Source organism: Pelobacter seleniigenes DSM 18267 (assembly GCF_000711225.1).
GTDB lineage: Bacteria > Desulfobacterota > Desulfuromonadia > Desulfuromonadales > Geopsychrobacteraceae > Seleniibacterium > Seleniibacterium seleniigenes.
Window position 1 is genome coordinate 657,770 of the sequence record NZ_JOMG01000002.1, and the last position, 26,467, is coordinate 684,236.

Genomic DNA, 26,467 nt, shown 5'->3' on the forward strand with positions numbered 1-26,467 from the left:
ATGACCGTTCTCCGTCGCATCGCCGCTTTGATCGGCAAAGAATTCATGGTGATTCTGCGTGACCCCAAGAGCCGCTTTGTGGTAATCGGCCCGCCGATCATCCAGTTTTTCCTGTTCGGTTATGCCGCCACTTTCGATGTCACACAGGTCCGTTATGCGGTGCTGGATCAGGACCGCACTTCCCTGTCGCGGGAACTGATCGCCGATTTCTCGGGCTCGGACAATTTCCGCCTGGTCCGCTATCTGAACGGAGTGCAGGAGATCGACCCAGCCATCGATGCCCAGGAAGCGCGCATGGTGATTCATATCGAGGAGCATTTCAGCGATAAGCTGCTGCGCGGCGAACAGCCGGAGGTGCAGATCATTCTCGACGGGCGTAACTCCAATGTCGCTTCGGTGGCCCTCGGCTATGCGGAAAATATCGTCAGCCGCTTCAACCAGCAGCACGCTACCGGGGCGGTCGCTGCCAATACCAAGATGATCGATCTGAATCAGCGCGCCTGGTTCAATTCCAACCTGATCAGCCGCTGGTATATCGTCGCGCCGTTGGGGGGGATGATCAGCATGGTGGTGGTGATGATTCTGACCAGCCTCTCGGTTGCCCGGGAACGGGAGTTTGGCACCTTCGACCAGTTGCTGGTCGCGCCCTTTACCCCCGGCGAGATCCTGCTGGCCAAATCATTACCGGGGATCGTCTTCGGCATCATCGATTCAGGACTGCTCGCTGCCGGCGGGGTCTGGTGGTTCGGGGTGCCGTTCCGGGGGAGTGTGATTGCCCTGTTCCTGGTCCTGACCCTGTTCATGTTCTCCATTGTCGGGGTCGGCCTGCTGGTATCATCCCTTTCCATGACCATGCAGCAGGCCCTGCTCGGCTCCTTCTCCTTTATTATGCCGTCGGTGATCCTCTCCGGCTTTACCACCCCGGTGGAAAACATGCCCCACTGGCTGCAGATCGGCACTTTGGCCAACCCGCTGCGCTATGTGGTCACGGCTCTGCGTTGGATTTTCCTGGAAGGTGCCGGACTCAAAGAGATCTGGCCATTGCTTTGGCCGCTGCTGATCATCGCCCTGTTGACCCTGCCGCCGGCGGCCTGGCTGTTCCGCCATCGGGTCGATTGAAAGAAACCTGTGCCGCTGCTGAATCGGCGTTTACGGCTGCCGCTGATAGAGGATGGGTTCACCGATTTGCAGGCGTTTCAGGTTGGCGGAAACCCCTTGAAAAATACCGCTGAGAGAGGTGTCGGTGATACCACCGATGTGCGGAGTAGCGATAACGGGATAGTCGAAGATAGGATCGTTCGGATCAGGTGGTTCCTGCCAGAAGACATCCAGACCAGCCCCGCCCAGGGTCCCGTTCTGCAGGGCTTCCAGCAATGCTTCGCGCTCGACGACCCCGCCGCGACCGAGGTTGACCAGCATGGAGCCGGGACGCATCGCGGCAAAAGCCGCCCGGTTGAACAGACCGTGGGTGACCGGGGTATCCGGCAAACAGAGCACCACCATATCCGCCTCGGCCAGCAATTGCGGCAGGTCGGCCAGACCGCCAACCCAGTCCAGACCGTAACGTGCGGCGAATTCGGGATCAGGCCGTGACTTGATCCCGATGGTGCGGACGTCGAAGCCGGCCAGTTTTCTCAGCAAGGCCTGGCCAAGATCGCCAAGACCGACCAGACCGATGTTTTTCCCCTGCAAGGTGCCGCCCATGGGTCGACCGAGCCGGCCAGCCTGCAGTACCGCGGGGATTTCCCAGGCCTTGCGCAGCAGGCCGAGGAGCAGGTAGATCCCCAGTTCGGCAACGGAATCGGCATTTCCTGAAGCGCCAGACGGCACGTTGGCGACCATGATGCCGCGTGCCCGCGCCGCCGCAATGTCCACCCCCTCCAACCCGGTCCCCATCTGCTGGATCAGTTGCAAGCGGTCGGCGCTGGCCAGCAACGCCGCATCGACCCGGCACATGGTCGGAATCAGCACCTCGTAGCCGGCCAGGCTGTCGATGTAGTAATCGCCAGTTGCGGTAAAGTGCAGATCCGGATGAGCCGCTCTGAATTTATTGAGGATTCCGCCCCAGGCCTGTTCCGGGGCGGCAAATAAAACCTTCATCCGCTATCATCCCCCTGTTGCTGACGGAGCATTTGCTCCGTGTCCTGTTATCCGGATAGTTTACACGATATCCAGGGGAACGGGACGATTGGGTGCCGGAAATGCCTGATCGAGCCGCTGCAGCTGTTCTCTGCTCAGGACAATGTCCGCAGCAGCGGCGTTTTGGGTCACATGGTGCAGGCTGGCCGCTTTCGGAATGGCCAGAATATCGTCCTGACGAATACACCAGGCCAGCAGGATCTGGAACGGATCGGCGTTGTGCTCTGCCGCAACCTGCCGTAAGGTGGCATCGGTAACGAGATTGCGCCGCAGCTGGCCAGCCTGGGCCAACGGGCAGTAGGCCATCACCGGCATATGGTTCTGACGTTGCCAGGGGAGCAAGTCATACTCGATCCCGCGGGAGCCAAGATGATACAGAACCTGGTTGACGGCACAGCTCTCCGCGCCGGGCTCGCTCAGCAACTCGCGCATGTCGTCATCATCCAGATTGGACACGCCCCAACGCTTGATCTTGCCCGCCCGGATCAATTCTTCCATGCCGCGAACCGTTTCGGCATAAGGGACCTGCCCGCGCCAATGGAGCAGATACAAGTCCAGGCAATCAATCCCGAGCCGCTTGAGGCTCGACTCGCAACTGCTGATCAGGTGACTGCCGCCGGCATTGTGCGGCAACACTTTGGAGACCAGAAAAACCCGGTCCCTGATCCCTTTGATCGCCTTGCCGACCAAAACCTCGGAACGCCCGTTGCCATACATCTCGGCAGTATCGATCAAGGTCATGCCCAGGTCAATGCCCTGCCGCAAGGTGGAGATTTCTTCCGCTTCGGCCGCGCTATCGTCCCCCATGTACCAGGTTCCCTGCCCCAGCCGCGGCAATGCCGTTCCATCCGGCAAAATCACGGTCTTTTCAATACTCATGAGTCCTCTTCCTTTTCCCTGCCGACGGTTTCCCTGCACACACGCCGGGGTTTCCCCTGGCGTCTTGCTTTCCAATTAGTGGTAGGCAAAGCCCGGTTATTCGTCGCTGCTGAGTTCATGAACTTTCAGCAGGTTGGTCGAGCCGGCCCTGGAAACCGGGCTGCCCATGGTGATCACGGTGATATCCCCGCACTCCAGGACCCCGGCCGTTAGAGCCGCTTTCTCCACGGCAAGAATCTGCTGCTCGGTGGTGTTCTGATTGCCGACACAGATCGCCCTGACCCCCGAATAAAGGGCCATTCTTCTTTTCACCCGGGGATCCGGGGTCATGGCATAGATTGGCAGATTGGGGCGATATTTGGACACCAGCGCCGCTGTTCTGCCGGTCTGGGTAAAGGCCAGAATCGCCTTGGCACCGACATTCTCAGCGATCTGGCAAGCCCCCTGGCCAATCGCTTCGGTCATGGGCTGTTGCACCTGTCCGGCGGTCGCCAAATGGGCGCTGCTGTGGAGATACTGATGACTCTTTTCCACGTCACAGGCGACCCGATCCATGACCCGCACCGCCTCCACCGGGTACTTGCCGGCAGCGGTCTCCCCGGAGAGCATGATGGCATCGGTCCCATCAAGGATCGCGTTGGCAACATCCGAAGTTTCCGCCCGGGTCGGCCGGGGGTTGTTGATCATGCTTTCCAGCATCTGGGTCGCGGTAATAACCGGTTTACCGACCGCGTTACACTTCTGAATGATCCGCTTCTGGATCAGCGGCACCTTTTCCGGGCTGAGTTCAACCCCAAGATCACCGCGGGCAACCATAACGGCATCGGTGACTTCGAGAATCGCGTCGAAGGCTTCGACGGCTTCGGGCTTCTCGATTTTGGAGACGACTTTCGGCGCGAAGGGCTTATCTTTGAGCAGCTCTTTCAGGTATTCAACATCCGCCGCGGCACGGACAAAGGAGAGCGCAATATAGTCGACTTCCTGCTCGGTGCAGAAAGCCAGATCCTCCAGGTCCTTTTCCGTCAATGCCGGAGCGGAAACTTTTGCGCCCGGCAGGTTGATCCCTTTGCGGTCTTTCAGTTTCCCGCCGGTCACCACTCGGCAGCGCACGTCCTGCCCTTCGGTGCCCAGCACTTCGAGATCCATCAGACCGTCATCGAGCAGAATCCGATCGCCGGGTTTGACATCCTGGGGCAGATTCTCATAGATGGTCGGGATAATGTTCCCCTCCCCTTCCACCGTAGAGGTGGTGACGATAACTTCACTGCCGCTGACCAGTTCCATAGAGCCGTTTTTCATCAGCCCGGTTCTGATCTTGGGTCCCTGCAAGTCGCCAAGAATGGCGACCGCCTTGCCGGCCTGGGCGGAAATCTTGCGGATGCGGGTGATCAGCTCCAGTTTGTTCTGATGATCACCATGGGAAAAATTCAAGCGGAACACATCAACACCAGCCTCGATAAGTGCGCTGAGCTGCTCTTCCTGCTCACTGGCTGGACCGAGGGTTGCAACGATTTTTGTACGACGAAACATATTCTTTTCTCCTGTCTTTTTTGCTCTAAGCCAACGGCTTTGTATTTAATTATTGGATGATAACCGTCGCTGCCTTATTGAAACCGGCAGTTGGACACTCCGTTTCTGTTATTATTGCCTCAACCTCCCGCGGCAGTCCATCCAGGCAAGCCTGCAGTGGGCAATGTTTTCAGCGGATGTTCCATTAGATGACGGCTCGGTCAGCAAACGTTCAACCCTCTGCTAGAGCGCCTTGATTTCACTCCAGATCTTGTCATCGACAAAAATACCCTGTTCGGCATGAGCGGCCCGGAACCGCAATACCCCCTCTCCCGGAACCGCCGCCCCGTTCGATCCGGCCAGGGGCGGAGAACTCTTCAGGTGGCCGATGCTGCGCAGGAGATGTTCCTCAAAAGTCTCCGCAGAGGATAATTTGCGCGGATCGATCAGGATCATCACCTGAGAAGCCCCGCCACAACTGCCCATCCCTTTGCAATCAAGTTCGGCGGCACCGCTGCCGTCAGTCAGCGCAGCCGCCAGGATATCCAGCATGAAAGAGAACCCAGATCCCTTCCAGAAGCCGATGGGCATGACCCGGCGCGAGTCAATAATGGTTGCCGGATCGTAGGAGACCTGCCCTTCCTGATCGAACCCGCCCGGAAATGGCAGGGTTTCCCCGGCCAATTGCATAACCCCGAGTTTGCCGAAGGAATATTGCGATAGCGCCATGTCGAACAGAATCGGGAAAGTCCCGGCGGCCCGGGGCACGGCCAGGACAAAGGGGTTATTCCCCAAGCGACTGTCTTTGGCTCCCCAGGGCGGCATGACCGACTCGGTATTGGTCCACATCACGCTGACGAACCCGCGCTGGGCAGCCGCCAGGGCATAGGTTCCCCCGCGCATCCAGTGAGTGGTGTTTTTCAGGCCGATCATGGCGAGGCCATGCGCCTGCGCCAGTGCCATCCCCTGCTCCACGGCATACAGGGCATTCAGAATGCCCGGCCCCATATTGCCATCGTAAATGCGGATCGGGCCGAACTCCTTGATCAGCGTCGGCTCGGCAGCGGGATCGACCCAGCCGTTATCCAGATATTCCGCGAAGCGGGGAACCCGATTGGTCCCATGGGAATAAACGCCGTCGTTGGTGGTTTCCGTATGAATACGGGCACAGGTTGCAGCCTTGTCCGGGGACATGCCGTGGGCAATAAAAGCCCGGCTGATTTCCCCTTGAATCTCGTCAAAAGACAGTCTCATACTCAGCCTCTCTATCCCTACCACGTCGTTGGGGACACCCGAACCGGCGCATCGGCAGGATAGCGCTATCAAGATGAATAGAAAATCGGGTCAGAATTGGCAAGCCATGACAGCGGCAACATTTCTGGCCGTAGTCCGCAGGTTGGTCCGGACATTGGCCAGGGCCTCCTCCAGGCTGCAGGGGCCGGGCACAATGCTGAACAGGGCGCTGATGCCGTGCTCCAGAACCGCCTCCGCGCCTTCCCCCAGGCAGCCGGCAAAACCGAGCACCGGGATCTGCCGCTGCGCTGCAACTCTGGCCACCCCGATGGGCGCCTTGCCGTAAACGGTCTGCCCGTCGATACGCCCTTCCCCGGTAATCACCAGGTCGGCGTCGCTGACGGCCTCGGCCAACCCGATCGCTTCGATGACGATCTCCACCCCGGGGCGCAGGTCGGCCGGCAAAAAGCCGAGCAGGGCCGCGCCCATGCCGCCGGCCGCTCCGGCGCCGGGCCGCTGTTCAATATCCCGGTCCAGATCGCGACGGATCAGTGCGGCGAAGTGTCCCAGGTTGCGGTCGAGCTGTTCGACCATCTCCGGGGTCGCGCCTTTCTGCGGGCCGAACACGGCCGAAGCGCCGCGCGGGCCGGTCAGGGGATTGTCGACATCGCAGGCGACCTGGATTCGGCACTCCTTGAGCCGTTCGTCCAGTTCGCTGACATCGATCCGTGCCAGCTCGGCAAGGCTGCCGCCGCCATAACCGATCTGCTGCTCATCGGCATCGAGAAGGCGGGCTCCCAGGGCCTGCAGCATCCCGGCACCGCCGTCATTGGTGGCGCTGCCGCCGATGCCGATAATGAAATCGCGCAACCCCTGGTCAAGGGCATGGCGGATCAGTTCGCCGGTCCCGTAGCTGGTGGTCAGCAAGGGGTTGCGGCGGGCCGGCGGGACCAGGTCAAGGCCGCTGGCCGCGGCCATTTCGATGACCGCGGTACCATTGTCGCCACTGCGCCCGTAAAAGGCCTCCACCTGATCGCCCAACGGGCCGGTGACGGTCAGCTTGATCAGGTCGCCGTCGGTGGCGGCGACCAGGGCGGCCACGGTGCCTTCACCGCCGTCGGCGATGGGCAACTTGACGTACTCAGCTTCGGGATAGATGTCACGGAAGCCGGCTTCGATCTCGCTGGCGACGTCCTGGGAGGACAGGCTCTCTTTGAATGAATCAGGGGCGATGATTATTTTCATTGTCTCAAATCTCTTTTATTCCACCGGGGTTACAAGCCTGCCGGTGTGAAAAAATGAACGTAAATTCTCCAGCACAAGGTCTTCCATGGCGCGAAATGTTTCCCGGGTGCTCCCGGCGATATGCGGCAGCAGCACAACATTGTCCAGCTCAACCAGCTGCTTCGGGACCAACGGTTCTTTTTCGAACACATCCAGGGCCGCGCCGCCGATAGTGCCCTGCTGCAAAGCCTTGATCAGGGCGGATTCATCCACCACCGAGCCGCGGGCCACATTGACCAGGTAGCTGTTGGGGCCGAGCGCGGTAAGGATGGACGCGGAAATCAGTTTGTCGGTTTCGGCTCCGCCGGGAGTCGCAACAACCAGGAAATCGGCCCATTCGGCCAAGTCCGCAAGGGACGGTTCATAACGCCAGGGGAGGTCGGTTCTGGCCGAGCGGTTATGATAACGAATCGCCATGGAGAACCCGGTGGCCCGCCGCGCAATAGCCGCGCCGATGCGTCCCAAGCCGACGATCCCGAGCTTTTTACCGAAGATACTGGTGGTCAGGGGATAGGGCTGCTGTGGCCAGCACGCGTTGCGGACAAAACCATCTGCTTTAATGAGCTCTCGGGCAACGGCAATCAGCGCGCCGAAAGCCAGGTCGGCAACACACTCGGTCACCACCCCCGGCGTATTGCTGACCAGAATATTGTTGCGCCGGGCGGCGCCAATATCGATATGCTCGTAGCCAACGCCACGGGTCGCCACCAACTGCAGGCCGGGTAGAAACGACAGCAAGCTGGTATCGACCTTTTTTCTAGCCGCGGTGACCAGCGCGGAAAAGCGGGCGCCGTGCTGACGCAGGATCGTTTCAGGATCGTTCTGCTCCCACAGCCTCAAAACTTTGTATTCTTCAGCCAATTGACGATTGCCCTGCGGAGTCAGACTGGCAATTTGGAGGATCTCGACCGGTTTCGAATTCATATCATGTGTAAACCCGGAAAAAGCAAACAAGCAGATGCGCCACAGCTGCGGCGCATCTGCTCAGCTATGATAAAGCCAGATTGTTAGCGTTTGACTTCGACCTTGGCGAGTTTTTCATAATGACGGATCAGGGCGCCGTGATCGAGGCCGTCCATGCCGTCCACTTTCATGGCCTGCATCATTTCCATCACCGCCGAGGTCAGCTGCACCGGAACGCCGACTTCATGGGCGGTATCCAGGGCATTGGCCAAATCTTTGATGTGCAGGTTGATGCGGAAACCCGGATCGAACTTGCGATCCATCACCAGCGGGGCTTTGGCATCCAGCACCGTGCTGCCGGCCAGGCCGCCGCGAATGGCCTGGTAGACCAGCTCAGGTTCAACCCCGGCCTTGGTGGCCAGCACCAACGCTTCGCTCATGGCGGCGATGTTCAGCGCCACGATCATCTGGTTGGCCAGTTTGGTGACGTTGCCGGCACCGATCTTGCCGGTGTAGACCACCGACCCGGCCATGGCTTTCATGATGTCGTAGTTTTTGTCAAAAACTTCTTTGTCTCCGCCGACCATCACCGACAGGGTGCCGTCGATGGCTTTGGGTTCGCCGCCGGAGACCGGGGCGTCGAGCATGGCGACGTCTTTCTTGGCCAGGGCTGCAGCGACTTCGCGACTGGCCAGCGGGGCGATGGAGCTCATGTCAATAACGACGCTGCCCGGTTTGGCGCCTTCGATGACACCGCCTTCGCCCAGCACCACGGTTTTGACCTGCGGTGAGTTGGGCAGCATGGTGATGATGACGTCGCTTTGCTCGGCCACGGCTTTGGCGCTGGGGGCACTGGTCGCACCGGCGGCGACGACCTCTTCGACAGCGGCGCTGTTCAGGTCGCAGACCACCAGTTTGTAGCCGGCTTTAAGCAGGTTTTTGCTCATGGGTTTGCCCATGATGCCGAGTCCGATAAATCCGATTTGCATGCTATCTCTCCTTGTCTTTCCTGTTGAGTTTCGATGTGCTGCCGGTCGTTTTCAGACCAGCTTCTTGGCGCCCAGGCTGTCCAGGTGCTGCTGCAGGGCGGTCATCACCTCCGGGGTGCTGCGGGTGTTGGGCAGAATCGGTTCGCCCATGTCAAAGCCGAGCAGGCGCATGTAGTCCTTGGTCACCACCGGGAAGCTGGACAGGCCGTAGGCCATCCGCATCGGGGCCAGTTGGTACTGGGCTTCCAGGGCACCGGCCAGATCCCCGGCCATGAATTTGTCGTAGATGGAGACCACCAGTTCCGGGACGATGTTGGCCGAGGAGGCCACGGTCCCGACCCCGCCGTAGGCGAGGGTGCTCAGAATCAGGATGTCGCGCCCGGCGATGACTTTGAAGTCCTTGCCTTTGTTGCGGGTGCGGCGGATGAATTCAGCGGTCAGGGTCATGTCGCCGCTGCTCTCTTTGACGCCGACGATGTTGGGCACCTCGCTGAGCCGTTCGAGCAGCCCGGCGGAGATCCCGCAGCGCATCCGGTCGGGGTTGTTGTAGAGCAGCACCGGCAGGTCGGTGGCTTCGGCCACGGTTTTGAAGTGGCGGTACATTTCATCGTCGTTGGGACCGATGAACATGGGGTGCAGCACGCTGATGGCGTCGACCTTCATGGCTGCGGCTTTTTTGGCCCAGGCGACACATTCACGGGTGGTAATGTTGCCGATGCCGAAGTAGACCGGGACCCGCCCTGCGGCCTGATCGACGATGATGCGGGTGGCGCGTTCCTGCTGCTCGGGGTCAAGCCCGTAGAACTCACCGTTGCTGCCCATGGCCAGGATGCCGTGAATGCCGCCGGTGATGATATGCTCGACGATCTGACGTTGAACCGGCTCGTTGACCCGTTCCTGGGCGTCGGTCGGGGTCACGATCGGGGGGATCACCCCCTTGATAAAACTGGTGTCCATCTGGTTATCCTTCCAAAATAAATTAAATAAGTGGGGAAGCCTAGCCCGCAACAGGCAGGTTTCCGTTCTTCGGATTGCTGATCACCATGAAATAGAAAAAGATTCCGGTAATGACCAGAAAGAATAAACTGTCCGGGCTGGTGACAACCACATCAACTGCTTCTGAGAGAACAGCTTCTTCCTACGGAGCAACTCCGCCCGGAGAGCTGACCCGCCCGCACTCAACACCGCGTTGTTCTAAAACTGGAGCATAGCAAGATGCCCCTGGAAACAGTATCCTGAATGCCGACCTTAATCTTGCCAGGGAGCCGTCATCACACTGTCATAAGTCAATGCCCCCAGCGTATAGCCGTCGGGGCGTGCCTTCATGACCAGGGTCAGGCCGGTCGCGCTCATTCCCGCCTTCAATATTCTCAACACGAATGGGCTGCCCCAGTCCTTTTTCAGCAATCGTACTAATTTTACGACCAACACCATCAGCACCGCTGCCCGCCCATCAGGGCATAATCATACGGATGTCACGGTTTGGTCAGGAAACGGCAGAAGCAACAGAAACAGTTCACAGAAACGAGAAAAATCAAAGTGAAAAACATTATTTTCCATTATATTCTATATCGTTCCGCCTTTTCTAAAAAGGGTTACGCTGAGGGTATTTGGTATCCAGACAATACCCCTAAAAAAACAGGAACGAGACTTGGATACAGTATATTGGTATTATCAAAACTGTCAATACATAATATGAATTTACACTTTATTTTTAGGTCCTTTCCGCGTATAGTATAGCTATTGAATATTTTGCCAAGACACCCTAGAATACCCGTTTATTTTTGAGGGAGAAGCTAATGGGAACACCAAGAGTGTCCTTGACCGACAAAGTCATAAAATCGCTACAGAGTGACATTAAAGCAGGTCGCTATTCACCCGGAATGAGATTACCCACCGAACCGACCCTGACCAAACAATTCGGAGTCAGCAGAACGGTGGTACGGGAGGCGATTGCCGCTCTGAAGGCGGCCGGCATCCTGGAATCGCGGCAGGGCGCAGGTGTCTATGTGCTGACCCCGCCAGCGGATGAAAACAAGATAACTCTGTTTACTGCCGACTATGCCGACCTCTCGGACATTCTTGAAGTCCTTGAATTGCGTATGGCCGTCGAGATTGAAGCTGCCGGTCTGGCCGCCAGCCGTCGAACCACCGCTCAGCAAATGAAATTGTTTGAAACCCTGAAGACCATGCAGAATTCCATAGAGGCCGGACACTCTGCGGACAAAGCCGATTACGAATTCCACAAAGCGATTGCAGCGGCGACTAACAACGCCCGCTATGTCGAGTTCTTCAATTTTCTGGCTGACAAGATTATCCCCAGATCACGCTTGTATAAAAATGAAATGGCCCCGGAAAAGCTGCGCTCCTACCTGGAAGAAATCCTCAAGCAACATCACGCGATTTATGAAGCGATTGCCGCAAAAGATGAAGACCAGGCCCGTAACACCATGCGCAATCATCTGATGACCAGCAGAAATCTTTACCAGGCCCTGCTGATGGAAAATTCCGCCAATTGAACTCCTGATTGGTGGCACCCCTTCCTGCGCTGCCCGCTTAAAAAAACGCCCGGCTAACTCAAGCCGGGCGTTTTCGGTCTGCCGCTCAATCCCGGTATTCTTCCCTTAACTGGCGCCGTCGATACTCTCCCTGCCGCTCCAGCATCCAGCCGGGATACTCACGGGGCAGCTCGCTGATCTCCGCCAAGGCCTCAAGCTCAGAGGCTGAGAGCTGCACATCAACAGCAGCCAGGTTGTCGTCAAGCTGGTCGCGTCTTTTCGCGCCGATAATGACACTGGTCACATGCGACTGATGAAGCAGCCAGGCGAGGGCGATACGAGCGACCGAACAACCCTTCTCTTCGGCCATGGTCCGCATCAGGTCGATAATCGGGTAAGCCCGTTCCAGTTCCACCGGCGGAAAATCAAAGGTGGTCCTGCGGCTGCCCGCTTCGGTCTGCTGCTTGGGGCCGTATTTCCCGCTCAACAAGCCACCGGCCAGGGGGCTCCAGACCAGCAGCCCGACCCCTTCGCTGTTCAGCATGGGCACGATCTCCCGCTCCAGGTCGCGCCCGGCAATGGTGTAATAGGCCTGCAGCGATGCGAAGCGGGTCATTCCCAGCCGGTCGGCAATACCGAGCCCTTTCATGATTTGCCATGCGGCCCAGTTGGAGACGCCGACATAACGAACCAGGCCTTGCTGAAGCAGGGTTTCCAGAGCGCGAACCGCCTCCTCCAGCGGCGTAGCCGGATCGAAGCCATGAATCTGATAGAGATCGACATAATCCAGTTGCAGCCGTTTCAGACTGGCCTTGATCCCATCCAGGATATGCCCCCGCGAGGCTCCGCGATCATTGGGCCCGGGCCCCATCTCGCTGAATACTTTGGTGGCAACAACAACCTCCTCACGCTTGACCCGCAGGTTCTTCAAGGCCTGCCCAGTCATTTTTTCAGCCAGCCCATGCGCGTAGACATCGGCCGTATCGATAAAATTGATACCCGCCTCCAGGGAACGGCCGATCAAGGCATCGGCCTCTTTTTGCTGCAACGACCCGATCTGCCCCCAGATCCCCTCGCTGCCACCAAAAGTCATGGTTCCCAGGCATAGTTCAGAAACAAAAAGTCCACTCTGTCCTAATCGTTTGTAACGCATAAGAGTATCTCCTTGGTTTGTTAAGTCGTTCAGGGCCATAGCAAATGGGCTCGCCTCCTGGTCACCGACTGAACCCGCAAACGAGCGGTCCGAGGCAACCGGAGTTGGCAATTGCCGAGCTGACGCAGGTTCCAGCGCCCTGAAAAAACAGTATCACCGGAACAGAAAAATGAAAGACCGGGCGGAAGATTTGTGCTGTCGCATCTGCAGGCCCGGGAAAGAAGTGATGTTTTCAGGTATACTCGTGAAACATTTTTGCGCCCAGCAACAGACCGCCAAGGCTCAACTCTTAATCAGAAGGAAGAACGGAATGCCCGAGGACCCGATTATCGTCAACCTGCCCAACGACCCGCAGCTCAAATCGGCAAAAACAATCACCACGATTGTTTACGCCCTGCAGGCGGCTTCCTTTTTCTCCGGCGGCGCGACCCTGCTTGCCGCCGTAGTCATCAATTACGTCAAGCGGGACGATGTCCGCGGGACCTGGCTTGAGTCCCATTTTCGTTGGCAGATCAGAACCTTCTGGTTCAGCCTGCTGTGGTCTGTGTTGGGTTATTTGACCTTTGTTGCCGTCATCGGCTATTTCATTCTGGTTGCTAACATGGTCTGGCTGATTTACCGAATTGCCAAGGGTTGGCTGGACCTGTCAAACGACAAAGAGATGTACCGGCGATTTTAACCTTCAACCACACCCGACCGGAGAACCACACCATGCAGAATCCTTCCGGTAGCACCGGCAAAATCCTGCTTTGGACAGGCATTTTTTTCACGGCCCTGCTCTGGTCCGCTATCAACCCCCGCGACCGCCTGACCTGGCTGTTGGAGGTTGCCCCGGCGCTGCTGGCGATTCTGGTACTGGCGCTGAGCTACTCCCGCTTCAGACTGACCCCCTTGACCTACTGGCTGATTCTGCTGCACAGCGTCATCCTGATGATCGGCGGTCATTATACCTATGCCGAGGTCCCGGTTTTCAACTGGCTGCGGGATTATTTCGACTTGGCCCGCAACAACTACGACAAGGTCGGCCATTTGGCCCAAGGATTTATCCCGGCCATAATCGCCAGGGAAATTCTGCTCCGCAAACAGGTGGTTAATGGCCGTCGCTGGCTGAATGTCCTCATCGTCTGTATCTGTCTGGCGATCAGTGCCTGCTATGAATTGATCGAATGGTGGGTGGCGCTGCTGTCGGGAGAAGCTGCGGACGCTTTTCTCGGTACCCAGGGGGACCTCTGGGATACCCAGTCAGACATGGCCCTGGCGCTGCTCGGGTCTATTCTGGCCTTGCTGCTGCTAACCGGAACCCATGACCGGCAACTGAGCAAAATCGGCGAATAAACCACCAAAGTGGCGACTTGCGTTTGTCCCCAGTGCTAATGAACCACCACCCCGGCGGACTCATTTATTGTTGTGGATGGCCCGGAACAGGCAGATCTTCCCCGGCTGGAAGGGAAAAATCCCACTAACCGATCAAACCGATTCCTTATTCAGCAAGGATTTTATCTTGGCCACATAATTGCGGGTTTCCTGCGGCATATTGTCCAACCCATGTCGATCGACATTCCCCTGCCCCCAGTTGTACGCAGCCAGGGCATGATCCAAGTCACCGGCATACTTGTCCAGGAGCTGTTTCAGATAACGACTGCCGCCGAGCAGGTTTTCATGAGCGTTGAAACTGTCACGGACCCCGAGCTCTTTGGCCGTATCCGGCATGAGCTGCATCAGCCCCTGGGCACCGACCGGAGATACGGCATCAGCCTGATAACCGCTTTCCGCCGTGACCACCGAACGGATCAAGTCAGGGGCAAGGCTGAGGCTCGCAGCGACCCGATCGATCAATTGGTCGATATCGTCCTTGCCCAGTTGCCCGGCTGAATGGGATGCCGCCTGCGGAGAAGAATAATACTTGTCAATGATTTGACTTTGCCGCGAAGCGAGCAGGCTCATATCGCCGCCGAACAGATCCCCCGGAAACAGCTCATCGGCAGTCTGCTCTTCCTCATCAGCAAAGATATTCTGCAGCATCTGCAATTGGCTCAAGCGTGCTGATGCAATCAATTGTCGCGACTTTTCCTGCAATGATTCCGGCTTGTTAGACGCATCCTCAAGGAGCTTTTCAAAAATCTCCCGGTGCAGATCATTCACCCCTGTGGTTCGTTTATGCGCTGTGGGCGCGCCGCTCAAAGCCAGGGCCTTGACAGTGTCAATACTCATTTCTCATCTCCTGCGCCGTGTCAACCAAGCCGTTCTTCGGCTCCACGGCTTTTGAAACAAGCAAAAATCGAACCAAGCCAAGTTTCTTGACTCGGCCGCTTGTTTTTTGAATGATTTTCTTTTACAACTGCGGGTTCATCATCAGCTCCTGCGATGCAATCGGGAGAACTTGAACAAGGGCAGCAAGATGAAGGAATGGGTGTTCCTACACCCTGGCAGGAGAGATCATGCAGGCAACGGAGAACAAACTTTTCCAGCGGATTCGCAAACAGGTCGGCAAAGCGATCGGTGATTTTCAGTTGATTGAAGACGGTGACCGAATTGCCGTGGCGGTTTCAGGGGGAAAGGATTCTTACACCCTGCTGCATGTCCTGGAAGCACTGCGCAAAAAAGCCCCGATCAAATATGAGCTGATTGCGGTCAATTTTGACGCCGGCTTTCCGGGTTATCGCAAGGAGGTCATTGAACAGCACCTGCGCGAAAACAACTTTACCTACCGCATGGAAAAGACCGACAGCTATCGAATCATTGAAGAAAAACTGCGCCCGGGCTCGTCCTATTGTGCCTTTTGCGCCCGTCTGCGCCGGGGTGTGCTCTATACCGTGGCCGAACAGCTCGGCTGCAATAAAATCGCTCTTGGCCATCATCTTGACGATGTCATTGAAACCCTGCTGCTTAACCAATTCTATGTTGGCACCCTGGCAGCCATGAGTGCCAAGCTCAAAGCGGATAACGGCCTGCATACCGTCATCCGCCCCATGGTCTATGTCGAAGAAAAGGATATTCGCGAGTACAGCACACTGCGCGAATTCCCGATCATTCATTGCGGCTGCCCGGCAGCGGCAACCGAGGACCAGCAACGCCAGCGGATGAAACAGCTGATCAATGACTTAAGCCGGGATATTCCGCAAATCCGCAACAGCATGCTGGCAGCGGTCGGCAACGTCCTGCCCCGTCACCTGCTTGACAGCAACCTGCTGAAGAAGGAACAACCCTGACTTCCAGACCGGGACGACCTTCCCCGGGATTTAAGTCCTGCGGCTAGTCTTTGTTGAGAAATTTCTTGAACAGGCCTTTTTGCGGCACCTGTTCCCGACGCAGATTGATCAGACGCAGTTCTCGCAACGCCTCGGTGCAATTGGGATTGGCCTGGACCGCCATCTCAAAAGATTTTTCCGCCTGGCGCTCTTTTTTCTGCGCCTGGTAGACATGTCCCAGGTACAGATGGGTCAGGTCACTCTCTGGATTCAATTCCCGGGAGGCCAGCAGAACTTCCAGGGCTTGGGTCTGGGCCTCCTCATTTTCCGGTGCTGACTTGAACAGGGCCCAGGCGAAACTGGTCATGTACTCCGGTTCTTCCGGGCTTAACTCCAAAGCCCGTTTAAGGGATTTGGCGGCAGCGCCAAAACGCCGGATTCGCAGCAGCGCGCGCCCTTCCTGGAACGCGCCTTCGGCTTCGATCACCTGGTTGATATCGAGTTTTTTCTTGGGACCGTGTTTCAGCTCTTCAAGGTATTTAGTCCGCGCCTCCGGGTCGCTCAAGACCGTGTAGGCCTGGGTGATATACTGAAACATTTCATTAATCTTGGTACTCATCTCGCGCGACAGGCCGCTCCCGAGGTAGCGGTCGGGATGGTATTCCTTGGCCAGCCGGTAATAGGCGCGGCGCGCCTCAGCGGTACTCCCCTCCCGGCTGATCCCCAGAGCCGTAAAATAATCCGAGCCCATCACCTGTTTGTAATCTTCGAGGATCTTATGGCGCAGCTCCGAGTCGATGGAGCCGGGCTTCACTTCCTGCGGGATATCCTCCATGGACAACGCTTCCGGAGTCGACTGCCGCTCAAGCATCTCCGAAATCATCAGCGCCGCCAGAATTCGCTGCACCTCACGGCGCGCCAGCGGATGCTCTTCGAGAATGGAGCCAAGGGTTCGCACCCCCAGGCACGACTTGAACAGGGCCGTCCCGCGCTTGCTCAGCTCAATATCCTGAAAGCGATACTTGGGATCGGTGGCCTGCTTGATATAGTCGCCACGATAGGGGTAGAGGAAATCATCCAGTTGCTCATTGGTCCAGTAGCGCTCGATGCCATGCATAATCAAGGCTGCCGGCGACAATTTGATCCGCGTCACATGTCTTTTGAAATCCCGGGCCGGAGTCAGCTGCCAGGTCCCGCTCCGCCAGGCGAAGGTCGAGAGCAATTTTTCGGTCACCTGGTGGGTCAAAACCGTCTGTAGCTCCTGCGGGGTCAGCACTCCCATCTCGATCAGGACCGTACCCTGCAGCCGCCCCGTCTCGCGGCTCTTTTCGACCGATTGATCGCAGTCGACCTGCGTGAGGCGGCCATCCTTAACCAGCATCCGCCCGAGGCATTCACTGAGCATATTGGAACGGACAAAAATCGGATAACCATCCTTGATATAGATGATTTTTTTTGCCTGGCCGCGTTGGAGTTCGAGCAGTCCGGTGATTTTTTCCATATAGAAACGGTGCAGTAACAGCGGCAGGGTAAAATCCCCAAGGGCTTGCTCCTGGCCGATCCCTTCATCCGGTTTCGGCGCAAAGGCCCGCTCCAGTAACTTCTGCAGGTCGATCCCGGTAAAGGGTTTAAACAGGAAATCATCGGCTCCGTAATCCGCTTTGGCAGCTTGCTGCTGGGCTTCATCCAGCGGGGTCCCGGTGATCATGGCGACCATTAAATCCCGGGTCTGGTCATGTTTACGCAACGCCCGACAAATGTTCGGCCCGGAAATTTCTGGCATATTCATTTCGATCAGGACCAGGTCGAATTCCTCAGTCAGCAGTTTGCGCAGCCCCTCCCCTCCCCGTTCAGCGGTTTCAACCTGATTTCCTGCCGCGGACAGGGCCTGCTGCAGGAAGTACCTCATATCCCGGTCGTCGTCGATAATCAGTATGTGCTTATTCATGTGTCCCGCTCTCACCAACATGTGGATTCAGATATTTTTCCAGCAGTGCCCGGATATCTTCGGTCACGGCCTGGTATTGGTCAAGAAACTCCTGTTCCGGTTTGCGGCCGGTCTCACCGTAACCGAGGCTGAGGGCAACTTTGCGAAATTCCCTGGTCTGGGTTGAAAGCTCATTGATCGATTGATCATGCAACAGCCGCAAGCGGTTTTCCAAACGGCGCAGAAACCGATAGCCGTTGATCAGCCCCTCGGCATCGGCCCGCGGCAGAAGCTGCTGATCGGCCAGCCCTTCAAGCACGCGAATGGTGTCCTGTTTTCTCAACTCGGGGTGGGCCCCGCCATACTGCAGCTGCAGGTACTGGGTAACGAATTCGACATCAACCATGCCGCCCCGCCCGGTCTTGATATTAAACAGGCCGCCCCCTTCTTTGGCAATCTCCTGCTCCATCCGGCCGCGCAGCCGATAAATCTCCTCTTGCAGGTTCTCCGGCAGCGGCCGGTCAAAGGTCAGTTCACTGATCGTCTGCTGCACCTGCTGACAGAAATCGTCCGGTCCGCAGACCGTCCGGGCCTTGGTCATAGCCTGACGTTCCCAAGGCTGGGCAGATTCCTGGTGGTAACGGCGAAAGGCCGCAAGGCTGGTCACCAACGGGCCCTGATTGCCCGATGGCCGCAGCCGGGTATCGATCTTGTAGACAAAGCCTTCCCGGGTCACCAGAGTCAGAATGGTGATAATGCGCTGCGCCAACTTGGCAAAATATTCATGATTACTGATCTGCCGAAACTTGTCCCGGTTGGTTCCGGCGACGGGGCGGGTGGTGCCCTCCCCTTCGTAAATAAAAATGATATCGAGATCCGAATGATAATTCAGTTCCAGACCGCCCAGTTTCCCCATGCCGACAATGGCAAAAGCGGACTCCCGAGTCGACTCAACGGGTTCCTGGTCAGGAAACGGCGCACCGAAGCGCCCGGCCAGTTCCTGCCTGGCCAGGACACAGGAATGTTCCAGGCAGGCCTCCGCCAGCCAGGACAGCTGCCAGGTGGCAACCCCCTGCTTCATCTGACCATGGAGATCATTGAGGGCGATACGCAGGAATTCGGCATTGCGGAACCGGCGCAACATGTCCAGCCGCTGTTCGAAATCTTCCGCCAGCGCCAGCTCATCGGCCAGCTCCGAGCTTAGCTGGGAGCGCGTCTTAATGCCCTCGGAGTGGGACTGGGAGACCATGCTGTCGAGCAGTTCAGGACGCTGGATGAAGATCCGCGACAACAGCTGACTCGACCCGAACAAGGCAATCAGCAGCTTGACCGTGGCCGGGTTTTCAATCAGCAGGGCGAAGAAGGAATCGCGGGCCCGGATGACATTGAGAAAGGTCTCCAGATTGTTCAACGCCTGATCCGGATTCGGCGATTCGAGCAGTTCGTTCATCAGCAGCGGCGCCAGTTTTTCCAGGCTGCGCCGCCCCCGCCGGGTCAAGCGTTTATGCGGATCGCCGTCACGCAGGTATTGCAGGCTGGCAAAGGCCGCGTCCGGGTTACTGAAGCCCTTTTCTTCCAGGATATCCTTGACCAAATCGGGATCGGCGGCACGATCGAAAATGACATGGACTTCCGGCCGCACTGGTTGGCCTTCTTCAACGCTGGAATGGAACAGATCCCTGAACCTGGCGCCGACCGCCTGGCGATGCCGCAGCAGTTGCGCCGCAAACTCCTCGCCGTTGGCAAAGCCGCAGCGCCGGGCCAGAACTTCCCTGTCGCGGCGGGCCGCCGGCAGCAGGTGGGTCTGCTGTTCCTGGACGATCTGAATCCGATGCTCGACCATGCGCAGAAACCGATAGGCCGCATCGAGGGCCTGGCGGTCCTCGGCCGAGACCAGGTCCTCCGCGGCGAGCAGGTTCAGCACCTGCAGGGAATTGCGGAGCTGCAACTGCGGCCGGGTGCCGGCATTGACCAGTTGATGGGCCTGAATAAAGAATTCGATTTCCCTGATCCCGCCGTTGCCGAGCTTGAGATTGCGCTCAGGTTCATTTTCCCGTCCCAGGCTGGCGTTGATCTTCTGCTTCATGAGCATGATATCCTCGATCATGCCGAAATCGAGGTAACGCCGGTAAACGAATGGCTTGAGGCGACGCAGCAGTTCCGTACCGAGCTTGATCGAACCGGCCACCGGGCGGGCCTTGATCATGGCCGCTCGCTCCCAACTCTGCCCCCAGGACTCATAGTAAACTTCCGCGCCATTCAGGGAGATGGCCAGGTCGCCGTTGTTACCGTCGGGACGCAGCCGGGTATCGACCCGGAAGACGAAACCGTCCTCAGTCACCTGATGGAGAGCCCGGGTCAGCAGCTCCGCCAATTTGACAAAGTAGCGGTGCAGACTGATCCGTTCCTCACGGCGACCGCCTTCGGTCTCGCCGTGGGTGGAGGAATAACAATAGATCAGATCGATATCCGAAGAAAAATTCAGCTCGTTGCCGCCGAATTTGCCCATCCCGAGGATGGTCATTTCCGCAATCCGGGTGGTCCCGTCTTCATCACTTTCGATGGGACAACCGTACTCCTCCTGCAACTGCCGGTCGCAGACCTCATAGGCGCGCTGCAGACTGGCGGCCGCCAACCCGGAGAGTTCGGCCATGGTCTCTTCCAGGAGGGCCAAGCCACACAAGTCCCGGGCGCCGATGCGCAGAACCTGTGCTGCTTTGTAATGGCGCAGCCCTTTCTGCAGGGTTGCAAAATCGCTATTCAGGGGGATCTGATCACGCAGATCCGCCAGCATTTGCGCTTCGCTGACGGCTTGATCGATGGCACGCTGAGAGAACAGTGAGTTGAAGTACTTCTGCTCCCGGCACAGAATTCCGGCCAGAAACGGAGAACCGCCAAGTAGCGTAAGCAGCTGGCGGCGTCCTTCGGAACAGCTCAAAACAGCAACCAGCCGGGAGCGGTCAACGACATTGAACAGCCGCTCCAGCAGGTTCAACGCATAATCCGGATCGGCCGCGACAAAAACCTGCTTGACCACCCCGGCCAGCAGATCGAGATCCTCCAGCCGTTGTTGAATCAGCTCGAGATTGGCACAGGCCCGCTCCCCCTGCAACAGGGCAAAGCTGTCCAGCCAGGCGACCAGCGCGGGTCTGTCCTCCTTCAGCAGTTGCAGCTTTTCCCTTATGGCCTGCAGTTCAGGACCCATTGCACCTCTTTTTTAATTACGGTTGACCATTTCTGCCAAGTGTTTATCGTATTGCCCTTTGGCGACGCCATGTTCGGTAATGATGGCGCTGATCAGCCGATGGGGGGTCACATCAAAGGCCGGATTGCGAACCTTGACGCCGTCCGGCGCGAGTTGGATGTCTTTCATATGAGTGACTTCCCGGCTGTGGCGTTCCTCAATGGGAATCTGCGAGCCGTCGCTCAAGCTCAGATCGATGGTTGAAACCGGCGCGGCCACATAGAAGGGGATATTGTGCTCTTTGGCCAGCACCGCAACCGTATAGGTGCCTATTTTATTGGCCACATCACCATTGGCGGCAATGCGGTCGGCACCGACGATGACGCAGTCGATTTCGCCTTTGCTCATCAGGTAGCCAGCCATATTGTCGCAAATCAGGGTCACGGGAATGTTTTCTTTCTGCAGCTCCCAGGCGGTCAGTCGGGCCCCCTGCAGAAACGGCCGAGTCTCATCGGCCAGCACGGAAATCCGCTTACCGGCAGCCACCGCCGCCCGAATCACCCCAAGGGCGGTCCCATACCCGGCTGTGGCCAGGGCACCGGCATTACAGTGGGTCAGGACCCTGGCGCCGTCAGGGAGCAGGACCTCGCCGTGTCGCCCCATCTTCCGGTTCAGCATCTCATCTTCCTGGTTAATGGCCAGGGCTTCGTACTCGAGACCGATCTTCAACTCGTTAACACTGCGATCCAGGTTGGCATGGGCGAACCGCTTCATCCGATCCAGCGCCCAGAACAAATTGACCGCCGTCGGCCGGGTGGCAGCCAGAACTTCGCATATCGCCTCGAACTGACGATAAAATTCCGCGCTGTCCTCGGTGTCGATATCGCGCGCGCCGAACCAGGCCCCGATAGCAGCAGCCACTCCGATGGCCGGCGCGCCGCGCACCACCATATCGCGAATCGCCGTGGCAACCTCCTGGTAGGTACTATAGTTCAGCCAGACTTCCTCGCTCGGCAACAGGCGCTGATCAAGCATCTGGCACTGCCCGGCCACAAAGCGCAGCGGCCTGATGACACTGGTATCAATGGGGCATGAAGACATAGGTTCCGTCCTTTTTCCTGTTCGTTAGGTCACTATTTGCAAAATACAATAACCGGGTTGCGAAAGCTTCGAAATTATATCGACTTGAGGAAGATTCCCGTTCAGCCCAGCTTTTGTTTTAACAACTGATTGGCCAGGCCCGGATTGGCCTTGCCTTTGCTGGCTTTCATCACCTGGCCGACGAAAAAGCCCATCAATTTATCTTTTCCCGCCCGATATTCGGCGACCTCGGCGGGATTGGCCGCGATCACTTCATCGATCAGCGCTTCGATGGCGCCACTGTCCGAAACCTGTTTGAGCCCCTTCTCCTCAATGATCTGATCGGCCGGGCGCCCCGATTGCCAGACTTCATCAAAGACGGTTTTGGCGATTTTCCCGGAGATGGTTTTATCGTCAATCCGCTTGAGGATGCCGGCCAGCAATTCCGGCGTCAGCGGGCATTCCGTGATGGCGATATTGTTATCCTTCAGGGCGCCAAGGACTTCGCTCATCACCCAGTTGGAGCAGAGTTTCGGATTATCATGCAACACCACCAGGGCATCAAAATATTCGGCCACCGGCCGCTCCGCGGACAACACCCCGGCGTCGTAGGCGGGCAGCCCCAGTTCCTCCTGATAACGCTTGATCTTGGCAGCGGGCATCTCCGGCAGTTCACTGTTCACCTGCGCGATCCATTCGGCGGAAACTTCCAGCGGCAGCAGATCGGGATCGGGGAAGTAGCGGTAATCGTGCGCCTCCTCTTTGCCACGCATGGAACGGGTCATCCCGCTGTCGGCGTCGAACAGGCGCGTTTCCTGGATAATCTTGCCGCCGTCCTCAATCACTTCGATCTGGCGCTCGACCTCATATTCGATGGCCTGCTTAATAAAACGGAATGAGTTGAGATTTTTCAGCTCGGCACGGGTGCCAAATTCCTGCTGACCCCAGGGGCGGATCGACACGTTGGCGTCGCAGCGGAACGAACCTTCCTCCATGTTGCCGTCACAAACGCCCAAATAGACCACGGTCTGATGGAGCTGGCGGAGATAGGCGATGGCCTCATCGGCACTGCGCATGTCCGGTTCGGAGACCACTTCCAGCAGCGGGGTACAGGCCCGGTTGAGGTCGACGGAGGAACTGCTGCTGTCGGTATGGAGCAGTTTTCCCGCATCCTCTTCCATATGGATCCGGGTGATCCCAACCCGTTTGGGACCCAGCTCTTCCGTCTCGATATCAAGCCAGCCATGCTCGCAGATCGGCAGCTCAAACTGGGAGATCTGATAGCCTTTGGGCAAATCCGGATAAAAATAATTTTTCCGGGCAAACACCGAGCGCGGGGCGATCTGGCAATTGGTTGCCAAACCCGCCCGGATGGCGTATTCAACCACCTGTCGGTTGAGGACCGGCAACGCCCCGGGCAGGCCCAGGCAAACCGGGCAGGTCTGGGAATTGGGGGACTGGCCGAACGCAGTTGAACAGCCACAGAAGATTTTGCTCTTGGTGGTGAGCTGAACATGGACTTCCAGCCCGATGACAACTTCGTATTTCGAATTCATTTCACAACCTTGTCGTGTCTCAAAAGATGGCAACAGCGCATGCGCCCGGTCCTGTTCGTCAGCCCAGTTCGGGAACCCGGCCGCCCCAATCGGTCGCTTCTTCAAAAGCGTAAGCCGCCTGCAGGATGTCCGCCTCGGCAAAGGGCTGCCCGATCAGCTGCAGGCCGATGGGCAAACCTTCACTGCTCACACCGCACGGCAGACTGAGTGCGCAGGTCCCGGCCAGGTTGACCGGAATGGTGAAAATGTCGGACAGGTACATCTGCAACGGGTCGTTGACCTTTTCGCCGATTTTGAACGCCGGGGTCGGTGCAACCGGGGTCAGCAGCAGGTCAACCTGGGCAAAAGCATTCAAAAAGTCCTGGCGCACCAGCGTCCGTACCTTCTGTGCTTTGAGGTAATAGGCATCGTAATAACCGGAGGACAGGGCATAGGTTCCGAGCATGATCCGGCGTTTGACTTCGGCGCCGAAACCAGCAGCCCGGGTCTCCTGATACATGCCGATCAGCCCCTGCCCCGAATCCTTTCTGGCTCCGAAGCGCACTCCGTCATAACGGGCCAGGTTACTGGAGGCTTCCGCAGTGGCGATCAGGTAGTAACAGGCCACCGAATAATCGGTGTGGGGCAGGCTGACCTCAACGATCTCCGCGCCCAGGCCGCGATAGACCTCAATCGCTTCGGCAACGGCCCGTTTGACATCGGGGTCGAGCCCCTCGATAAAGTATTCCCGGGGCAGACCGATCTTTTTCCCGGCCACTCCGTTCTTGAGGGTGGCGAGATAATCGGGAACCGGACAGTCGACGGACGTCGAATCCGCGGAGTCATAGCCGGCGATGGCCCCCAGCAGCAGAGCACAGTCCTCAACCGAGCCGGCCAGCGGGCCAACCTGATCGAGGGACGAAGCGTACGCGATCACCCCGTAGCGGGAGACCCGCCCATAGGTCGGTTTGAGGCCGACCACGCCACAGTGAGACGCGGGCTGGCGAATGGACCCGCCGGTATCCGTGCCCAGCGCGGCAACCACCTGCCGGGCCGCGACCGCGGCGGCACTGCCGCCCGATGACCCGCCGGGAATCCGCTCCAGGTCCCAGGGGTTTTTGACCGGTCCGGCGGCGCTGTTCTCATTGGAACTGCCCATGGCAAATTCATCCATGTTCAGCTTGCCGACAATAACCGCCCCCTGGGCAGTCAGCCGAGCCACGGCTGTAGCCGTATAGGGGGAAACGTAGTTAGCTAGGATCTTCGAGCCGCAGGTGGTCGGCAAATCGGTGACGTTGAAAATATCCTTGACCGCCAAAGGAATCCCGAGCAAGGGAGCAGTCTCGCCACCGGCGATCCGCCGATCGGCTTCAGCCGCGGCCACGAGCGCCTCTTCTGCGCAGACCGTGATAAAAGCATTCAGCTGTTCATCGGTCGCCTCAACCCGCTCCAGGCAGGCCCGGGTCAACTCGACCGCCGTCACCCGCCCGGCCTGCAGTTCCCGGCGCATCTCTGCAATAGTCATTTGTTCAAAAGCCATAACAACTCCGGAGCCGTCATCAACAACGGCTCTGCTTTGTGGTGAAATCAGTTATTCCATCAGGCCGCCAGGCCACTTATTCGATGACTTTCGGTACCTTGAAACAGTCACCGTCCGCACGGGGCGCATTCTGCAAGGCCCGCTCAATGCCAATCGACGCCTTGACCTCATCGGCGCGGAAGGCATTGGCCATGGGGACGGCATGGGCCGTCGGTTCAATTCCATCGGTATTCAGTTCATTCAACTTGTCAACATAGCCCAGGATGGCGTCCATCTGCCCGGTCATCAGCTCCAGCTCTTCCGGCTCCAGGGTCAGACGCGCCAGGCGGGCGACATATTCAACATCTTGGCGACTAATCTTCATGCGGTCCTCAACGTCCCTGCGTGGTGTTGTCAATTTCAGCTACTGCCTGTGGCAATCCCCGACTGGCTGCTCCGGCAGGAAGGCGGAGAGCAGCCGGGGAATACGGATTTCCCGTGTCTTTCCAAGGGGCCTCAGCAGCTCCCTAGAAATAGCATCTTAAACGCTTGCAAGCAAGAGTCCGGCGCGCCTCAGTCGGCCGCACAATAATCGCACACCGCCTTTGCAACCGTGCGCAATGCTTCACTGTTGGCAGAATCCGGATGGGCCAGCAGGTGAGGCTGCCCGGCATCGCCGCCGATGACCACCAACGGCTCAAAGGGGATCTCGGCGAGCAGCTTGATTCCGGTCTTCTCAGCCAGTTTCTGGGCTCCGCCGCGCTTGAAAATATCCGATTTACCGCCGCAATGAGGGCAGATAAAACCGCTCATATTCTCGACCAGGCCGACCACCGGCAATTTCAGTTCGCGGCAGAAACTGAGGGATTTTTCCACATCGGTCAGCGCCACGTCCTGCGGTGTGGTGACCACCACCGCAGCCGCGCGGGAACCGAGCAGCTGGACAGCGCTCAAGGGCTCATCACCGGTCCCGGGCGGGCAGTCGAGAAGCAGGTAGTCGAGCTCACCCCAGACAACATCGGACAGCAGCTGCTGGATAGCGCCATGTTTCATCGGTCCACGCATGATCGTCGCGTCACCGGTGGACTCGAGCAGAAAACCGATGGACATGACCTTCAGGTCGCCGGTTTCGAGCGGATAAATACCGTTCTCATCCGCGTTCGGGTGTTGCCCCTCAAGGCCGAACATCTTGGGAATGCTCGGGCCGTGCAGATCGATATCGAGCAAACCGACCTTGTTCCCCTGCTGGGCCAAAGCCAGGGCCAGGTTGACGGCAGTGGTGCTTTTCCCGACGCCGCCCTTCCCGGACATGACGACGATCTTGTGCTTGACACCGCACATTCTCCGGTCCAGGGCCTGGCGCATCTGGGATTGTTGATCGTTGGCCTGCCCTGGCTGTTTGACCGAGCAGGAGCTGTCGCTACAACTGTCACAACTACTCATGGTT

At 58.0% G+C, this 26,467-nt stretch carries 22 protein-coding genes and 1 pseudogene; 5 read left to right on the forward strand and 18 right to left on the reverse strand.

The annotated features are described in order from the left end of the window. Positions 1–1,119 (forward strand): ABC transporter permease, encoded by a 1,119-nt coding sequence (locus tag N909_RS0105680; RefSeq protein ID WP_029912675.1) that lies wholly within the window; start codon positions 1–3, stop codon positions 1,117–1,119. Between the two features lie 30 nt (positions 1,120–1,149). On the opposite strand, the gene N909_RS0105685 is transcribed toward N909_RS0105680, so the two are convergent. From N909_RS0105685 to N909_RS26300, 9 genes and pseudogenes are all read right to left on the reverse strand, one after another. Beyond that, positions 1,150–2,100 (reverse strand): 2-hydroxyacid dehydrogenase, encoded by a 951-nt coding sequence (locus N909_RS0105685; RefSeq protein ID WP_029912678.1) that lies wholly within the window; start codon positions 2,098–2,100, stop codon positions 1,150–1,152. 60 nt (positions 2,101–2,160) lie between these two features. Beyond that, a complete protein-coding gene (locus tag N909_RS0105690; protein WP_029912682.1) occupies positions 2,161–3,018 on the reverse strand; it encodes an aldo/keto reductase in 858 nt (285 codons plus the stop codon). Positions 3,019–3,114: 96 nt separating this feature from the next. Then, positions 3,115–4,548, reverse strand: a complete 1,434-nt coding sequence (gene pyk / locus N909_RS0105695) for a pyruvate kinase (protein WP_029912686.1) — start codon at positions 4,546–4,548, stop codon at positions 3,115–3,117. 222 nt (positions 4,549–4,770) lie between these two features. Continuing rightward, positions 4,771–5,781, reverse strand: coding sequence for a 3-dehydro-L-gulonate 2-dehydrogenase (yiaK, locus tag N909_RS0105700; RefSeq protein ID WP_029912688.1), 1,011 nt, complete (start codon positions 5,779–5,781; stop codon positions 4,771–4,773). Positions 5,782–5,871: 90 nt separating this feature from the next. Continuing rightward, positions 5,872–7,005 (reverse strand): glycerate kinase, encoded by a 1,134-nt coding sequence (locus N909_RS0105705; protein WP_029912691.1) that lies wholly within the window; start codon positions 7,003–7,005, stop codon positions 5,872–5,874. A 15-nt stretch (positions 7,006–7,020) separates the two neighbouring features. Beyond that, positions 7,021–7,968, reverse strand: coding sequence for a 2-hydroxyacid dehydrogenase (locus tag N909_RS0105710; RefSeq protein WP_029912694.1), 948 nt, complete (start codon positions 7,966–7,968; stop codon positions 7,021–7,023). 83 nt (positions 7,969–8,051) lie between these two features. Beyond that, positions 8,052–8,939, reverse strand: a pseudogene (gene garR, locus N909_RS0105715) (2-hydroxy-3-oxopropionate reductase); the annotation flags it as partial. Positions 8,940–8,987: 48 nt separating this feature from the next. Continuing rightward, positions 8,988–9,893, reverse strand: a complete 906-nt coding sequence (locus N909_RS0105720) for a dihydrodipicolinate synthase family protein (RefSeq protein ID WP_029912700.1) — start codon at positions 9,891–9,893, stop codon at positions 8,988–8,990. Positions 9,894–10,184: 291 nt separating this feature from the next. Next, on the reverse strand, positions 10,185–10,313 hold the full coding sequence (locus N909_RS26300; RefSeq protein ID WP_281174815.1) for a hypothetical protein: 129 nt from the start codon (positions 10,311–10,313) through the stop codon (positions 10,185–10,187). Positions 10,314–10,735: 422 nt separating this feature from the next. On the opposite strand from N909_RS26300, the gene N909_RS0105735 reads away from it, so the two are divergent. After that, positions 10,736–11,455, forward strand: coding sequence for a FadR/GntR family transcriptional regulator (locus N909_RS0105735; protein WP_029912707.1), 720 nt, complete (start codon positions 10,736–10,738; stop codon positions 11,453–11,455). An 85-nt stretch (positions 11,456–11,540) separates the two neighbouring features. Here the strand turns inward: N909_RS0105735 and N909_RS0105740 are convergent, their stop codons facing one another. Further along, positions 11,541–12,587: an aldo/keto reductase gene (locus N909_RS0105740; RefSeq protein ID WP_029912712.1), complete on the reverse strand. Its 1,047-nt coding sequence runs from the start codon at positions 12,585–12,587 to the stop codon at positions 11,541–11,543. Positions 12,588–12,897: 310 nt separating this feature from the next. Here N909_RS0105740 and N909_RS0105745 point away from each other — a divergent pair, with 310 nt between their 5' ends. Together N909_RS0105745 and N909_RS0105750 are read left to right on the forward strand one after the other, a co-directional pair. Further along, positions 12,898–13,266 (forward strand): DUF4870 family protein, encoded by a 369-nt coding sequence (locus tag N909_RS0105745; RefSeq protein WP_029912713.1) that lies wholly within the window; start codon positions 12,898–12,900, stop codon positions 13,264–13,266. A 32-nt stretch (positions 13,267–13,298) separates the two neighbouring features. Beyond that, positions 13,299–13,922 carry a DUF2238 domain-containing protein gene (locus N909_RS0105750; RefSeq protein WP_051689560.1) on the forward strand — a complete coding sequence of 208 codons (624 nt, stop codon included), beginning with the start codon at positions 13,299–13,301 and terminating at the stop codon, positions 13,920–13,922. A gap of 132 nt (positions 13,923–14,054) precedes the next feature. Here N909_RS0105750 and N909_RS24460 read toward each other — a convergent pair whose 3' ends face one another. Continuing rightward, the gene (locus N909_RS24460) at positions 14,055–14,798 is read right to left on the reverse strand and encodes a lytic transglycosylase domain-containing protein (RefSeq protein WP_051689561.1); all 744 of its coding nucleotides are present in this window, start codon (positions 14,796–14,798) and stop codon (positions 14,055–14,057) included. Positions 14,799–15,025: 227 nt separating this feature from the next. Here N909_RS24460 and ttcA point away from each other — a divergent pair, with 227 nt between their 5' ends. Next, on the forward strand, positions 15,026–15,796 hold the full coding sequence (gene ttcA / locus N909_RS0105760; RefSeq protein WP_029912722.1) for a tRNA 2-thiocytidine(32) synthetase TtcA: 771 nt from the start codon (positions 15,026–15,028) through the stop codon (positions 15,794–15,796). A 43-nt stretch (positions 15,797–15,839) separates the two neighbouring features. On the opposite strand, the gene N909_RS0105765 is transcribed toward ttcA, so the two are convergent. The 7 genes from N909_RS0105765 to N909_RS0105795 all read right to left on the reverse strand — a co-directional run bounded on the left by N909_RS0105765 (position 15,840) and on the right by N909_RS0105795 (position 26,463). Further along, positions 15,840–17,723, reverse strand: coding sequence for a response regulator (locus tag N909_RS0105765; protein WP_029912725.1), 1,884 nt, complete (start codon positions 17,721–17,723; stop codon positions 15,840–15,842). Then, a complete protein-coding gene (glnE, locus tag N909_RS0105770) occupies positions 17,716–20,907 on the reverse strand; it encodes a bifunctional [glutamate--ammonia ligase]-adenylyl-L-tyrosine phosphorylase/[glutamate--ammonia-ligase] adenylyltransferase (protein WP_029912728.1) in 3,192 nt (1,063 codons plus the stop codon). The genes N909_RS0105765 and glnE overlap by 8 nt, the downstream gene beginning before the upstream one ends. A gap of 12 nt (positions 20,908–20,919) precedes the next feature. After that, positions 20,920–21,987 (reverse strand): S-methyl-5-thioribose-1-phosphate isomerase, encoded by a 1,068-nt coding sequence (gene mtnA, locus N909_RS0105775; RefSeq protein ID WP_084167507.1) that lies wholly within the window; start codon positions 21,985–21,987, stop codon positions 20,920–20,922. A 101-nt stretch (positions 21,988–22,088) separates the two neighbouring features. After that, complete coding sequence (gatB, locus tag N909_RS0105780) at positions 22,089–23,522, reverse strand: Asp-tRNA(Asn)/Glu-tRNA(Gln) amidotransferase subunit GatB (RefSeq protein WP_029912735.1); 1,434 nt, start codon at positions 23,520–23,522, stop codon at positions 22,089–22,091. Between the two features lie 58 nt (positions 23,523–23,580). Continuing rightward, positions 23,581–25,026, reverse strand: a complete 1,446-nt coding sequence (gatA, locus tag N909_RS0105785) for an Asp-tRNA(Asn)/Glu-tRNA(Gln) amidotransferase subunit GatA (protein WP_425415847.1) — start codon at positions 25,024–25,026, stop codon at positions 23,581–23,583. 91 nt (positions 25,027–25,117) lie between these two features. Then, a complete protein-coding gene (gatC, locus tag N909_RS0105790; protein WP_029912741.1) occupies positions 25,118–25,405 on the reverse strand; it encodes an Asp-tRNA(Asn)/Glu-tRNA(Gln) amidotransferase subunit GatC in 288 nt (95 codons plus the stop codon). A 188-nt stretch (positions 25,406–25,593) separates the two neighbouring features. Continuing rightward, positions 25,594–26,463 (reverse strand): Mrp/NBP35 family ATP-binding protein, encoded by an 870-nt coding sequence (locus tag N909_RS0105795; protein WP_029912744.1) that lies wholly within the window; start codon positions 26,461–26,463, stop codon positions 25,594–25,596. Positions 26,464–26,467 lie beyond the last annotated feature (4 nt).